Raw genomic sequence first — 14669 nt, 5'->3', positions numbered from 1 at the left:
CACTAGGGGCTGACTTAAGTCAGCCCCTAGTGATTTTAAGAGGTTATTTACGTTTACTCTGATATAAATGCACTGGAATTTTATTATCGCTTTCCTCGCTGATGGTATAAAAGCTTGAGCCATCGTAGCTAAAACTAATGCCTTCTCCCTGTGGTTCCGCTGTATAGGGCAACAAACTAGCCGCACGCTTTAAGGCTGACGGAATGCTTTCATTGGTTTGTCGTCGCCAGTGAAATACTTGTAGATAATTCTTGATAAGTATTTCTTGATTATCGGCAGAAATACTCCCATCTGTAATATAAAATCCTTGATTGTTGGCTACTGAAAATGAAACCTCTTCTACAAACTCGGCCGTAATTGTTTGCGTAAAAGACTGGGGATAAGGAATCCGATAAAGGCGTTGGTTTTTTTCTCTTTTGCTTAAAATATAAATATCCTTCGTTGCTTGGTCGATTAACATACACTCAGCATCTTTTGCACCATCAGGATATTTAAACGTAATTTTTTGAACGTTAGTCAATGTGTTAACAGTTGGCGTATTGGTTGCAATAGTTGGTTCGGCTACTTTATAAATAGCATATTCGTCATATTGAGCATTGTTATCACCAATCTCGCCAATGTACAAATACGAACCTTCTGGAAAAGTAGCGCTCGAAATAGCCTCCCAGTCCCTATTTGTAGCACCTTGTAAATAAAACTCGTACAAGCCTTTGCCTGCTTTATCCATCAAAAAAATGCGATTGCTATCACCACTATCATTGTGAGTCCAGAGGTATCCTTTATTTGTCTGACTTGCTATTAAACCTGAGGCTTCGTCGATAGCCTTATTTTCGATAAGTCCTATATCTGTCGGGTTATCAAAATTGTCACTAATCGTAATCGGGGTAGGTTTTTCTTTACATGCCACTAATGATAATAGCAATAAGAAAATAAGCTTATTCATTTTCCTTTAAAGAAGGCTTTTCTTCTTCCTCCACTTTAGGGGTTACTTTTACTTTCTTGATTCTACGAGTATCTACGGAAGAAATTCTGAATTTATATTTGTCATACTCCACTTCTTCACCAGCATGAGGTAAACGAGTAAACAACTCAATCAAAAGACCCGCCAATGATTCACTATCGCCTCGGGCCTTATCAAAATAATCATTATCTACACTTAGTGCACGACATACATCATTCAAAGAAACTTTGCCTTCAAATTCAAAAGAGCCATCATTTAATTTTACATAGCCCAAATCTTCAACATCCGACTCATCATGAATATCACCTACTATCTCCTCGATAATATCCTCCATTGTCACAATCCCTTCTGTTTCACCATATTCGTTTACTACCACGGCCATGTGCACTCTTTTTTCTTGAAAATCGTACAACAAGTCGTCAATCTTTTTACTTTCTGGAATGAAAAAAGTTTGATGTAGTAAATCTTGCCATTTGAAATGCTCGTCTTTTTCCAGATGTGGCAAAAGGTCTTTGATATATAAAATACCCTCTATTTTATCAACAGTTTCTTTATAAACTGGCACACGTGAATAACCAGATTTGTTAATTTTATCCATCAATTCATGGAAATCAAAAGCAATATCAAAGGCCGTAATATCTCTTCTCGAACGCATTACGCTTTTCGCTGACGTACTTCCAAAATTTACAATGCCTTTTAAAAGGTCTTTTTCTTGTTCTGATGTGTCTTTGCCCGTTGTAATCTCTAGGGCATGGTTTAGCTCGTCGGCAGTGATGGTATAGCCCTTGCGCTCCACTCTTTTTTCAATGATATTACTGATACCCAGTAATAACGAAGATAAAGGTTGAAAAATAACAGTAGCAATTTCTAATAAAGGAGCCGTTATTTTAGCAAAGCGGAGGTTGTTTTGTTGAGCCCAAACTTTCGGTATTAGTTCACCAAAAAAAGTAATGATAAAAGTCACCCCTACCAAAAGGACTAAGGTAGCTACTAAGCCCTCCTTTTCTTTTTCGCCTACTACTTGTTCGGTTACATAAGTAGCAATGGTGATAAAAGTAATGTTTACTAGATTGATGGAAATTAATAAAGTAGCTAGTAGTAGCTGTGGTTTGTCTAGTAATTTAGAGATTTTTCTTTCTGTACCACTATCACTTTCACGGCAAGCAGCACGTTCGTCGGCAGATAATGAAAAGAATGCGACTTCAGAGCCAGCCAACAAGGCTGATAATATTAATAAGCCTAATAGAATCAACGCATTGATTCCATAAACGCTGTAAGATGAGGTGCTTTCAATTTGGGCTAAAAGCACCAAAATCGGGTGAGGTTCGTCGGATAATCGGGTTTCCAAAATATAATGGGTTTTAGTGCTTTAGTGATTAATTGGTAATGATTGGTAATTAATTGTTTTGATATTTTTGTCTGATAGTTCTGAAAGCAAACATACTAATTACCAATCTTCAATCACTAACTAACTTATAATTTAAAATGGTAAATCATCACTATCGTCACTACCAGTATTGCTACTGAATTCAGGAGTCGGAGCAGGCGTTCTTTCTGGTGCAGGGCGTGATTGTTGCGCAGGTACTGCTTGAGCACTTTCAGAGCCTCCCTCACTACTTCTGCCACCTACCAAAGTCATAGAAGTTCCTCTAATCTTAGTTGTTTTTCTTACGATATTATCTTTGTCAGTATATTCTTCAGTACGAATTTTACCTTCAACATATACAGAATCTCCTTTGTGGAGGTATTGCTCTGCAATGTTGGCTAAATTATCCCAAAGTTCTATTCTATGCCATTCAGTTTGTTCAACTCTCTGTCCATCTCTGTTATTATAAGCTTCAGAAGTTGCTATACTAAAAGTTGTTACTTTAGAACCACTAGGGAGTGATCTTACTTCTGGGTCAGCACCCAATCGTCCTAGCAGAATTACTTTGTTTACGCCAGCCATTTTTTAATTGTTTTTAAAAGTTTGAGAACCTATGTGAATTTAATGAAAAACAGTTCAAGTTACAAATTTGTCGATAGGAACTGATATTATATTTTATCGTTAAATATCTACAAAAAGTTCAAATTGAGCACCTATTTTCAATTAAAATACAAACTCTTTTAGGTAATTATTGACCAAGGTTGATTTTGGTAAATCGTCTACTTCATTGAGGCTGTACCATTCAAGTTCTTGAGGCAAATCTACAAGAAAATTTTCTTGTACTTCTAGATGCCAAAATTTCGTTTGTATGCGTTGATGAGTAAGTATATGAGTGTATGTGATTGATTCTCTTTTGATTAATGATTTTTTCATCAGGTCAGTCAAGAATACATCTTCATTAGCAAGATACAATAAATCTTGAATATTTTCTTCACATTCCTTTAGATAAAAATCATACATTCCTTCCCAAACATCTCTTCCTTTTCGTTTACGCATGGCAAAATTACCATTTTGTTCAATGATAAAGTAATTAAAAAAACGTTCTTTTACTTTTATCTTTTTAGATTTTACAGGAAGTACCCCCACACGGCCAGTAGCATAAGCAATACATTCCATCGAAAGTGGGCAAAACATACAATTGGGCAAAGCAGGCGTACATTGTAATGCTCCGAACTCCATAATGGCTTGATTGTGCATAGCCGAATTATCATCAGGCAATACACTTTCGGCTAATTGGGTAAATACCTTTTTGGCATCCTTGCCCGAAATATCGGTTGTTTCACCAAATACCCTTGCGAGTACTCTATACACATTGCCATCCAGCACAGCTACTTTTTCGCCTGAGGAAAAAGAGGCAATAGCAGCGGCAGTGTAAGTACCAATTCCTTTTAATTTTAATAATTCTGAATACTTTTTTGGAAATATACCGTTATAATCTTCAACAACCATCTTGGCTGTTTTGTGCAGATTCCTTGCCCTTGAATAGTACCCCAAACCCTGCCAAAGCCTTAATACTTCGTTTTCTTCGGCATTGGCTAAGTCTTGAATAGTAGGGAAGGCATTGACAAATTTATAGTAGTAAGGCATGCCTTGTGCTACCCTAGTTTGTTGAAGAATAATTTCAGATAACCAGATGTAATACGGGTTTTGGGTGTTTCGCCAAGGTAAATCTCGTTTGTGTTGAAGATACCAATTCGTAATTTTTTTTGAGAAAAAATCGTTTTTCAAAGGATGAGTAGTTTGTTTGTTCGCAAATAGACTTTTGTACTAAAAATGACTGAATTTATTGTTTTTCCAAGAAATTAATCTAAAAATTGATATTCGAGAACGGATTTAAGTTTTGGCAATCGGCTAACAATTAAGCAATTACGAAAAAAAAGTTCGGATAATATTTTTTTGTTTCTTTCATAATTCAAACCAAAGCCGTACCTTTGTGACCCTTAATAATCAAGGGGTTACGAAAGTAATGATTTCATCACTAAAATCAAGGTGAACTCTACCGTTATTTTCAATGCTGAAACGCAACCAATCATTATTTGTTTAACATATTTTTTATTAATCCTAAAATTTTCAATAAAGTGACTAAAGCAGACGTAATCGCAGAAATTTCAGACAAGACTGGTATCGACAAAGCAGATGTATCAAGTGCAATTGAGTCTTTCTTTTCGGTAGTAAAAGACAACCTTTCAAATGGTGAACCAATTTATGTAAGAGGTTTCGGAAGTTTTGTAAACAAGAAAAGAGCACACAAAATCGCTCGTAACATCTCTAAGAATACTTCAATCGAGATTCCAGAACACTTTATTCCTAGTTTCAAACCTGCAAAAACTTTTGTAGAACAGGTTAAGTCAAACGCAAAATAGATTAAGTTTAGTTGTCTGTTCAAATTCTTTGTTATCCGTGTGAAACACTTTAACAGTAATTGGGGTTTTTAAAATTTACCTTAACAGATAAATTAATAGCTTAAAAACTAAAAAAATCATGCAAAAGCCTTTTATCATTATCATCGTTATTGCCTTCGGATTGGTTGGAGGTTTATACAGTTTACCCAAAGTAGTTGTGAACGATGAGAAGAGAAAGTTGGAGCAAACTTCGGAAGAAACCCCTGCGCCAACTGCCAATCGAGATAAAATGGCAGCATCTAAAACGCAAGAAAGTGCCGAAAGCCATGGTGCTACATTGAGTGTTGAACAGCAACGTGTGATTGCGCAATTGAAGGGGAGTTATTTGAATGGTAGCACAGCGAAAGTAAAAATGAAGGCGGCAGACGAATTGATTGCCAAATTTGTAGAATATACTCGCTTTGACAGTGCCGCTTATTATGCTGAGGAAGTAGCCAACAAAATCGAACCCTCAGAAACGAATTTGATGAAAGCAGGTAATTTGTATTACGAAGCATTTACCTACTCGCTTCAAGCAGAAAAGACTACAGTGTTAGGGGAAAAGGCCAGAGAAATTTTTAGTAAAGTTTTGGCAAAAAATCCTGAAAACTTGTTGGCTAAAACCAACATGGCAATGACTTACGTATCGACTTCGACTCCTATGCAAGGAATTACGATGTTGAGAGAAGTAATTGCAAAGGAACCAGATTATGAACCAGCTTTGTTCAGTTTAGGCATACTTTCTATTCGTTCAAATCAGTTTGGAAAAGCAGTTGAACGCTTTAAACAAATTTTGAAGAATAACCCGTCTAATTCAAAGGCAGCTTTGAATTTGGGATATTGCTTAGCTGAGTTAGACAGAAAAGAAGAGGCTAAAGCTATTCTAGAAAAAGTACTTGCGAATAGTACTGATTCACAAGAAAAAGCAGCAGCTAATGAAATTTTGTCAAAATTAAAGTAATATTGCACTTTGAATATTACTTTTCGAGCTTCTTTAGCATCAGAAATACAAAAACATTAAACATATTTTTAACAATTAAAACCTTTTAGAATCATGCCTTGCGGAAAAAAAAGAAAGAGACATAAGATCTCAACGCACAAAAGAAAGAAGCGTCTTAGAAAAAGTAGACATAAGAAGAAGTAGTTAAGGCATAAGGAAACGGGCAAAGTAAATATTTATTACCAGTCTTTTCCTTTCGCCTTAGTACCCAAAAAACAGGCAGAGTCTCCTATGTGGAATTTGCCTGTTTTTGTTGTTTTTGTGAGATTGATTGCTTGAAAGAAAAGTTTAATTACATAAAGGTTTCATTGTCAGTTTTTTATGTAATTTTCGGTCATGACATTTTGGGGATATGTAGTGATTTTAAAAAAATACTAAGTATTAATTACTAATGCTTTTTGTTTTCTATTTAGTGTTTAATCAGGCTATTTAATAAAATCATTTGCTTAACCAAGATAAGTCACCTTCATTAAAGTCAATTTAAAAATATTAAATTTCAGACTAATTTTAATTAATAATTATCACTTTTCTGTCGTGATAATTCTCCTAATAAAAAATCGATTTTTCCTTTTTTTCTAGGCTCGCACATATCTGGAATTTTCTAAATTTTTAAAGACTTAACGCAAGCATACTCACTACTACGACGTCCTTCATATCTCTTTCATTTCTAAATGCTTTAATCACCTGTGAGTAATGAATTAATTATCAATTCGACTCCCAAAGGTGACCGCATTGCTTTGTTGCAAGACAAGCGTATTGTGGAATACCACTTAGAGGAGTCCGAACCACACTTTTCAGTCGGAGATATTTATCTCGGGACGGTCAAGAAGATGGTAACGGGATTGAACGCTGCCTTTATCGATATTGGCTATGAGAAAGACGCCTTTCTTCATTATCATGATTTAGGTCCGAACGTCAATTCCTTAAACAAATTTACGAAAGAGGTTATCGCTGAAAGATTACAGTCTGGACGATTAGATAACTTTAAGCTAGAACCTGAAATTGACAAGCACGATAAAATTGATAAGGTATTAAGTAAAAATACGCCAATTTTAGTGCAAGTTGTGAAGGAACCTATTTCGACAAAAGGACCTCGATTGTCTTGTGATATTTCTATCGCAGGGCGTTATACCGTCTTAGTTCCTTTTTCAAATGGGGTGAATATCTCCAAAAAAATTACCGCAAAGGCTGAACGTCAGCGTTTACAACGTTTGATGTCATCTATTAAACCTGCGAATTTTGGAGTGATTGTAAGAACAGTAGCTGAAGGGAAAGAAGTAGAGGAATTGGATAAAGACCTCCGCGAGTCCATCGCTAAATGGGATGCAGGAATGAAAGCACTGAAAAGTGCTAAACCACGTGATAAAATAATCGGAGAGATGAGCCGTGCAACATCAATGTTGCGTGATTTATTAAACGAGAATTTTGATAGCGTTGTCGTTGATACGCCAGAACTGTTTCAAGAAGCCCGCAATTATGTTTCTAATATTGCTCCTGAAAAGGAAAAAATTGTGAAACTTCACCAAGGGAAGAATAAAGTATTTGAACAACTGGGTATTGAAAAACAACTAAAAATGTTGTTTGGACGTTCGGTAAGTTTACCACAGGGAGGTTATTTAATTGTAGAACATACTGAAGCTTTGCATGTAATAGATGTAAACTCAGGTAATAAATCTAACAACGAAGATGGCCAAGAAGCAACAGCCCTGAGTGTAAACCGTGAAGCTGCCAAAGAGATTGCTCGTCAGTTAAGACTGAGAGATATGGGCGGAATCATTGTCATTGACTTTATTGATATGAAAAGACCTGAAAACAAGAAATTGATTCAGGATATCATGAAGGATGAAATGAAAACCGACCGTTCTAAATATACCATTTTGCCTTTGACAAAGTTTGGTTTGATGCAAATTACACGTCAGCGGGTTCGTCCTGAAATGAATGTGGTAACAGCAGAAAACTGTCCGACTTGTGGCGGAACTGGCAAGATTACAGCAAGTATTGCTATTTCGGATATTATAGAGCATCATCTTGAACATATTCTAGAGAAACAAAACGAGAAAAAACCAACTATTTTACTTCATCCGTTTTTACATGCTTATTTTACAAAAGGTTTCCCTTCAATCCGTATGAAGTGGTTCTTTAAATATAAAACATGGGTGAATTTAATTCAGGATACGTCCTTTGGTATTACAGATTTCAAATTTCTGAACGACCATAGCGAGCCAATCGAATTGAATGGATAAACGATAATTACCTGAAAAAACAGCCTGATTTCATTTTGATTTCAGGCTGTTTTTTTTGGATATATTTGTATAAATTTTAGATAGAGATGCCTCAAAAAAATGCTAGAAATTATTGGTGGTTGAATGCCAATCCTCGTATTTGGTCGATAGACTCGCTCAAACCTGAACAAGTACAGTCTTATACTTCGCATAACGAGTTTGACCATAAAAGGCGGATCTATAAATATTTCGAGGCTGTAAAGAAAGGCGATTTAGTGATTGGCTATGAATCTACTCCTGTAAAACAAATAAAAGCAATTTTTGAGATTACAGAAGCACTGCACGTCGACCCTCATTTTGGCGAAATAATCTCTTTCAAAATGAAAGAACGAGTACCCGAACCTATCGATTGGATTGAACTAAAATCAATACATTTCTTTAAAGATTCGGAAGTATTAAAGAATAATCAAGGAAGCTTATTCAAAATTACAGAGGATGAATTTGAGGCTATTCAGGCGATGATTGATGCACAGAAAGAAGCAATGATGGGTGAAGATGTGTTGATACCCTATGAAAAGAAAGATGCTTTAGTAGACCTATTTATGGATGAAGAGCAATTTGAAGAGATACTCGAGACGCTGAAATACAAGAAAAATATTATTCTTCAAGGCCCTCCGGGCGTGGGCAAAACCTTTATTGCTAAGAGGCTAGCTTATACGCTGGTCGGTACTCAGGACGATTCCAGAATAAAGATGGTACAGTTTCACCAGTCGTATTCTTATGAAGACTTTATACAAGGACTACGACCTGACGGAGAAGGAGGGTTTAAACTTAAAAATGGAGTATTTTATGAGTTTTGTAGGCAAGCGCAACGCAATGCAGGGATAGACCATTTTTTTATTATTGATGAAATAAACCGTGGTAACCTGAGCAAAATTTTTGGTGAATTGTTACTACTGATTGAATCAGACAAACGTGGGAGAGCCAACGAAATGCCATTGACTTATGGCGATAAAGACTCTGAACCGTTTTATGTGCCTGATAATTTGTACATCATCGGCACAATGAATACAGCAGACCGCTCTTTGGCAATGATAGATTATGCCTTGAGAAGACGCTTTGCCTTTATTAACCTAGAGCCTCTTTTCAACCAAAAGTTTGTAGCATATTTAGTACAAAAAGGTGTTGAAAGAAATTTTGCTGAAAATATCAGTAAGGCAATCTCACAATTGAATCAAGTGATTGCCAACGATAAAAACTTACAAAAAGGTTTTCAGATTGGGCATAGTTATTTTTCAACTTTTGCGAATGAAGATGATACGCATAAATGGTATCGCAGGATTGTAAACCTAGAAATCGCTCCGCTTTTAGAAGAATATTGGTTTGATAATGAAGAGAAAGTGAAAGGTGAAATTAAAAAATTGCTTGAGATTTTTTAGCTTTAAGCAATAAGCAATAAGCTTTAAGTTTTTAAATGAAAATCATTCCTCACTCCGAATTCAAAACTCCCAACTCAAAATGATTCCAATCGAAAACATATATTACCTACTCTGCTACGCTTGGAATCGGCTTGAGGAAAAGGAGCTTATTAATGTTTCTACGATTGAAGTAACAGATTTGCCTAATTTGCTAGCAAGGGTGCTTTTGAAGGGTACAAAATTATTAATTAACCGTGGGCTAGATAAACAATACATCGCCGAACAAAACCTTTATCAAGGTATAAAAGGGAGAGTAGATTTTAATTATTCATTCCGTAAAAATCTATTTCAGCAAGGATTGGCAATGTGCGAGTTTGATGAGCTTTCAGTCAATATTTTATCTAATCAGGTATTAAAAACTTCCTTACAGCATGTAATAAAACTGCCAACGCTTGATAGAAAACTGAAAAGAGAGATACAGACTGTTTTGTATCATTTAACAGATATTGATACTATCACCATCAGTAATGATACTTTTGCGCGTGTACAGATTAATCGTCATAATCAGTATTATCTCTTTTTACTCAATATTTGTGAATTGTTACATCACAATCTACTGATTCATGAAAAAACAGGAGAAGTGAAATTTAAGGATTTTCTGAGAGACGAACGCCAAATGGCTAGGCTGTTTGAAGAGTTTGTCCGTAATTTCTACAAGATTGAAGTACCCGAAGCAAAGGTTTTTAGAGAAGATTTACATTGGCAATTCATAGGTGAGCAGATGCATTTTTTGCCCAAGATGCAAACAGATATTTCTATCAAACTCCCTTTTGACCGAAAGATTATCATAGATGCCAAGTATTATTCAGAGACACTTCAACATTTTTATGATGCTGAAAAAATACATTCTCGGAATTTATACCAAATGTTTGCCTACTTAAAAAATCAACCAAACCTACAAGCTGAGGGGATTTTGTTGTACCCAACTGTTCAGAAAAGCCTAAGCCTTTCTTACACTTACGAAGGACATCAAATCAGGGTAGAAACCTTAAACCTGAATCAATCGTGGATGGACATCAAAAACGATTTGTTAAAAATATTAGACAGAAAACAGCACGAGTTAGAAACTCATTCTAGCTAAATTACTCAAAGCTAATGGCAAAAATCTTTGTTTTAGCATTGAAGATAAATGACTTTTTTTCATCTTTTATAAAGACATTCACAATATTTGTTTGGTCTTCAAACATATCAACCAATACATCATTTTTAAGTTTTAATCCTACAATGGCTTCGTTCACGGGCACTTCTAAATAAATCCAAGTAGCATCCCCTTCCTTTTCTTTACCAACGTATTGAATCGCCTTTAGCTGATTAGTAGCATTGACCAACATAAAGTGTTTTTTTACGTATTGTTCTACCAAAGCATCATTCTTGTCATTATTCTCAATAACGATTTTCTTGTTCTGATTATCACGTGATATTACCTTCTCTAGGTCATCAGTAAACACTCTAAGACTTACTTCAAACCCTTTGCTTTTAGCATTATAACGCATTTCTGTAAGGCTGGTATGAAATGCGTGCAAACCAGTGTTGTTTAGCTTGAAACTGCTTGAAAGGATGATGATTCCTAAAAGGGGGATAAACCGTTTCACAAATGCAGTTAAGCTAAATATCCCTAGCGAGGGACTTAAGTCCCTCGCTAGGGATAAAAGATTGAATTTAATAGTCTTCTTGAAGCCAAAAAAGCCCCTTCTCGGAAGGAGAAGGGGTTGGGACGGCCGCTGTTGCGGATGAGGTTTTTGTATATTAATATTATTAATTACTATCATTCTATTTGAAAAATGTTTTGAAGGCACCATTTCCTAATACAAAAATCATTAGTCCCAACAGGATTACTGTTCCTACTTGTTGAGCTCTCTCTAATACTTTTTCCGATGGTGGGCGACCAGTAATGATTTCATATAATAAAAACAATGCATGACCACCATCTAATGCAGGAATTGGCAACAAATTCATAAATGCCAAAGCCATCGAAAGCAGACCTGTAAGCGTCCAGAAATTTAACCAATCCCAGTGAGCACCATACATTTCTGCAATTTCAAAAGGACCGCTCAATGCTTTATCAGCACGAACATCTCCCGCAAAAATCTTTTTAAAGCCTTTTACATTTTTTACTACCACGTCAAAAGCATCGTGAGCACCCATTACAAAGGCCTGCCCGATAGTATAATCCTCATGAGAGAATTTAATCAAACGTTCCATCGCAAATCCAAGCTTTCCTTCTTTGGTAACAGTAATATCCATTGTATCAACTTTCCCTTGTCTTTCTATCCCAAAAGCTACTTTTTTGCCAGCATATTTTGTTAGACTGTCTTTTAATAACTGATAGAACACTACAGGTTGTCCGTTCATACTCACAATTTTATCACCTGCTTTCAATCCAGCTTTGTAGGCAGGATATTCTTCTTGTTCGCCAGATTTACCAAATAGTTTACTTAATAATGAGGGCTTTTTGGGTTCGGAAACTAGCGCAATTTTGAAAGGATATAATGGCTGAATGAATTGATCTTTTTGGTCAGACAATTTATTCAAAAAGTCAGAAGGGATAACTACTTCGATAATTTTACCAGCCCGCTCTACGGTATAAGAAACGTTATCATCCAAGATAGCACCACCTATTTCGCTATACTCTTTAAAATCTTGTCCGTTTACTTTTAATATTTTGTCGCCTGTTTTAAAGCCAACTTCTTGTGCCAAAGTTCCTGCGTAAATACCGTTTTTGTTTAATTCATCTTTAGAAATATAGTTGTTACCAGTTTTATAATTAATACCAAAGTAGATAACAACACCCAAAATTACGTTAACGATAATACCACCAAGCATCACGATTAAACGTTGCCAAGCAGGTTTGCCACGAAATTCCCAAGGTTCGGGAATAGCAGATAATTTAGAAGCATCTTGTGTTTCATCAATCATCCCTGCAATCGAAACATAACCACCCAATGGAAACCAACCCAACCCATATTCAGTATCACCGATTTTCTTTTTGAATAAAGCAAAGTTCAGCACCGTAGGTACTGGGAATAAGAAATCAAAAAATAGGTAGAATTTATCAACACGCATTTTGAACCATTTTGCGGTAATATAATGTCCAAATTCATGTAAACTTACTAAAATTGACAGTCCTAAAATTAACTGTCCCGCCATAACTAAACCGTCCATTTGCTAAGTGTTATCTCGTAAAATTTAATTGACTATTTACGATTTGTGTTTTGAGATTTCTTTACTGATTAAATAAATATTGATAAATATCAAACTAGCGTTTGGGCTAGTCTTCTTGTTTCTTGGTCTGTCTGTATATAATCGTCGATACTTGGCTGAGGAATAAATGTTACTTTATTCATACAGTTTTCGATAAGGTCTGACATCTGTAAAAAGCCGATTTTATCCTGCAAAAATGCTTCAACGGCAATTTCGTTGGCGGCATTCATGATACAAGCAAGGTTGCCCCCTTTGTCCATCGCTTCGAAAGCTAATTGCAAGTTACGAAATGTTTCGGTATCAGGTTGTTCAAATGTTAGAGACGGATATTTTGTGAAGTCAAAACGTGGAAAATCCGACTTTAGTCTGTTAGGAAAGCCCAAAGCAAATTGAATGGGCAATTTCATATCGGGTAAACCCATTTGAGCCTTCATTGAACCATCTTCAAACTGCACCAATGAATGAATAATAGACTGAGGATGAACCACTACTTCGATTTGAGAGGCCTTTAGCCCGAATAACCATTTTGCCTCAATTACCTCTAGCCCTTTATTCATCAAACTGGCCGAATCAATTGTGATTTTAGCACCCATCACCCAATTTGGATGTTTTAAGGCTTGTGCTTTAGTTACTTTCAATAAGTCTTCCCGTTTTTTTCCTCTGAAAGGCCCACCAGAAGCGGTCAGAATAATTTTTTCGATAGGATTATGAAATTCACCTACTAAGCATTGAAAGATAGCAGAATGCTCAGAGTCGACAGGGTAGATGTTTACGCCTTTTTCTTCGGCAAGTTTAGTAATTAATTCCCCTGCAACCACCAAGGTTTCTTTATTTGCAAGGGCAATGTGTTTGCCGGCTTCAATGGCTTTGATAGTTGGTATTAAGCCAGCATAACCCACCATTGAAGTAAGCACAATATCAATAGTATCCATTTGAACAACGGCTTCGAGTGCTTTTGCACCAGCATATACCTTGATACCTGCGGGGTCTAAGATAGCATGTACTTTATCATATAAATCGTCATTACCAATTACTACGCAGTTAGGCTTGAAAGCTAAGCTTTGTTCAATCAATAAATCAGCATTGTTCTGAGCAGTTAGTACTTCAACTTCGAAAATGTTTTCGTTTGCTTTTATTACTTCTAAGGCTTGTGTTCCGATTGAACCCGTTGAGCCCAAAATGGCAATTTTTCTTTTTTGCATAAATTATAAGTAGCTATCAGCCCCGAGCTGTAAGCTATCAATCTTATTATCAGACTATTCGCTAATAAAATTTCAGTTATTTTAATGGTACTTATCAAAGGCTTGGGTGGAAATCAAAAAGACGTTCTCTTTTACACCTTCAATTTGATTTATGGCATAAATTTAAAGACTCCAGCTTAGAATTTGGCTAATAAAGTCCGAAAATAGCGAAGGTTTCAATAGTAAAGTAAAAGCAACACCAAAAGCAGCACCATAAAGGTGAGCTGAATGCCCAATATTATCTAAATTTCGCTTAGACATATAATACGAGTAAAACGAATACAAAATAGCATATATAAAACCTGGCATCGGAAAGAAATACACATAAATTTGGGCAGTAGGTTGAAAAAGTATAGCTGAAAATACAACAGCCGAAACACCCCCTGAAGCCCCAAGTGCGTTATAATAACGATCATTTTTATGGTCTGCATAACTTGGCACATTGGCAACGATAATACCCAATAAGTAAAGTGCAGCATATAATAATGAACCAATATCAGAACCAAAATAGATGGAAAAATTTTTTTCTACTATAAAACCAAAAAAATACAAACTCAACATATTGAAGAATAAGTGTCCATAATCTGCGTGCAAAAAACCAGATGTCAAGAAACGATAATATTCTTTATATTCTTTTACAGAGTATGGATGCATGATCCATTTGTTCAAAATGGTTTGGTTGTTCCAGGCGTAAAGGCTAAGAGCAATCGTAATTCCAATAAAAATGAAAGTTAATGACATATTATTTTTTTAGAATAT

Annotated in this window: 13 protein-coding genes; 5 read left to right on the top strand and 8 right to left on the bottom strand. The window is 35.7% G+C overall.

From position 1 onward, the window contains the following. Positions 1 to 43: 43 nt before the first annotated feature. The 4 genes from J2Y60_RS19045 to mutY form a co-directional block, all read right to left on the bottom strand. Entirely contained in the window at positions 44 to 943 is a 900-nt protein-coding gene (locus tag J2Y60_RS19045; protein ID WP_309922580.1) for a hypothetical protein, read from the bottom strand. Next, entirely contained in the window at positions 936 to 2309 is a 1374-nt protein-coding gene (gldE, locus tag J2Y60_RS19040) for a gliding motility-associated protein GldE (protein WP_309922577.1), read from the bottom strand. Before gldE ends, J2Y60_RS19045 begins: the two co-directional genes overlap by 8 nt. A gap of 132 nt (positions 2310 to 2441) precedes the next feature. Further along, the gene (locus J2Y60_RS19035) at positions 2442 to 2909 is read right to left on the bottom strand and encodes a single-stranded DNA-binding protein (protein WP_309922575.1); all 468 of its coding nucleotides are present in this window, start codon (positions 2907 to 2909) and stop codon (positions 2442 to 2444) included. Positions 2910 to 3050: 141 nt separating this feature from the next. Then, positions 3051 to 4115, bottom strand: coding sequence for an A/G-specific adenine glycosylase (mutY, locus tag J2Y60_RS19030; RefSeq protein WP_309922572.1), 1065 nt, complete (start codon positions 4113 to 4115; stop codon positions 3051 to 3053). 350 nt (positions 4116 to 4465) lie between these two features. On the opposite strand from mutY, the gene J2Y60_RS19025 reads away from it, so the two are divergent. From J2Y60_RS19025 to J2Y60_RS19005, 5 genes are all read left to right on the top strand, one after another. Further along, positions 4466 to 4750: an HU family DNA-binding protein gene (locus tag J2Y60_RS19025; protein ID WP_309922569.1), complete on the top strand. Its 285-nt coding sequence runs from the start codon at positions 4466 to 4468 to the stop codon at positions 4748 to 4750. A gap of 118 nt (positions 4751 to 4868) precedes the next feature. After that, positions 4869 to 5729, top strand: coding sequence for a tetratricopeptide repeat protein (locus J2Y60_RS19020; RefSeq protein WP_309922567.1), 861 nt, complete (start codon positions 4869 to 4871; stop codon positions 5727 to 5729). A 725-nt stretch (positions 5730 to 6454) separates the two neighbouring features. Further along, positions 6455 to 8011 carry an Rne/Rng family ribonuclease gene (locus tag J2Y60_RS19015; RefSeq protein WP_309922564.1) on the top strand — a complete coding sequence of 519 codons (1557 nt, stop codon included), beginning with the start codon at positions 6455 to 6457 and terminating at the stop codon, positions 8009 to 8011. Positions 8012 to 8097: 86 nt separating this feature from the next. Continuing rightward, the gene (locus tag J2Y60_RS19010; protein WP_309922562.1) at positions 8098 to 9429 is read left to right on the top strand and encodes an AAA family ATPase; all 1332 of its coding nucleotides are present in this window, start codon (positions 8098 to 8100) and stop codon (positions 9427 to 9429) included. A 79-nt stretch (positions 9430 to 9508) separates the two neighbouring features. Then, positions 9509 to 10549: a 5-methylcytosine restriction system specificity protein McrC gene (locus J2Y60_RS19005; RefSeq protein ID WP_309922558.1), complete on the top strand. Its 1041-nt coding sequence runs from the start codon at positions 9509 to 9511 to the stop codon at positions 10547 to 10549. Between the two features lies 1 nt (position 10550). Here the strand turns inward: J2Y60_RS19005 and J2Y60_RS19000 are convergent, their stop codons facing one another. The 4 genes from J2Y60_RS19000 to J2Y60_RS18985 form a co-directional block, all read right to left on the bottom strand. Beyond that, a complete protein-coding gene (locus J2Y60_RS19000) occupies positions 10551 to 11060 on the bottom strand; it encodes a DUF6702 family protein (RefSeq protein ID WP_309922555.1) in 510 nt (169 codons plus the stop codon). A 178-nt stretch (positions 11061 to 11238) separates the two neighbouring features. Continuing rightward, on the bottom strand, positions 11239 to 12630 hold the full coding sequence (gene rseP, locus J2Y60_RS18995; protein WP_309922552.1) for an RIP metalloprotease RseP: 1392 nt from the start codon (positions 12628 to 12630) through the stop codon (positions 11239 to 11241). A gap of 89 nt (positions 12631 to 12719) precedes the next feature. Beyond that, positions 12720 to 13871 carry a 1-deoxy-D-xylulose-5-phosphate reductoisomerase gene (locus J2Y60_RS18990; protein WP_309922550.1) on the bottom strand — a complete coding sequence of 384 codons (1152 nt, stop codon included), beginning with the start codon at positions 13869 to 13871 and terminating at the stop codon, positions 12720 to 12722. Positions 13872 to 14033: 162 nt separating this feature from the next. After that, positions 14034 to 14651, bottom strand: coding sequence for a rhomboid family intramembrane serine protease (locus J2Y60_RS18985; RefSeq protein ID WP_309922547.1), 618 nt, complete (start codon positions 14649 to 14651; stop codon positions 14034 to 14036). Positions 14652 to 14669: the final 18 nt, after the last annotated feature.

Source organism: Arcicella sp. BE140 (assembly GCF_031456255.1).
GTDB lineage: Bacteria > Bacteroidota > Bacteroidia > Cytophagales > Spirosomataceae > Arcicella > Arcicella aquatica.
The sequence above is the reverse complement of the archived record's forward strand: the minus strand, read 5'-3'. Positions and strand labels throughout refer to the sequence as shown.

Excerpts from the sequence above, each read along its gene's own strand:
- J2Y60_RS19045 (WP_309922580.1), bottom strand. The coding sequence starts at position 943 with ATGAATAAGCTTATTTTCTTATTGCTATTATCATTAGTGGCATGTAAA.
- J2Y60_RS19035 (WP_309922575.1), bottom strand. The coding sequence starts at position 2,909 with ATGGCTGGCGTAAACAAAGTAATTCTGCTAGGACGATTGGGTGCTGAC.
- J2Y60_RS19020 (WP_309922567.1), top strand. The coding sequence starts at position 4,869 with ATGCAAAAGCCTTTTATCATTATCATCGTTATTGCCTTCGGATTGGTT.
- J2Y60_RS19010 (WP_309922562.1), top strand. The coding sequence starts at position 8,098 with ATGCCTCAAAAAAATGCTAGAAATTATTGGTGGTTGAATGCCAATCCT.
- J2Y60_RS19005 (WP_309922558.1), top strand. The coding sequence starts at position 9,509 with ATGATTCCAATCGAAAACATATATTACCTACTCTGCTACGCTTGGAAT.
- rseP (WP_309922552.1), bottom strand. The coding sequence starts at position 12,630 with ATGGACGGTTTAGTTATGGCGGGACAGTTAATTTTAGGACTGTCAATT.
- J2Y60_RS18990 (WP_309922550.1), bottom strand. The coding sequence starts at position 13,871 with ATGCAAAAAAGAAAAATTGCCATTTTGGGCTCAACGGGTTCAATCGGA.
- J2Y60_RS18985 (WP_309922547.1), bottom strand. The coding sequence starts at position 14,651 with ATGTCATTAACTTTCATTTTTATTGGAATTACGATTGCTCTTAGCCTT.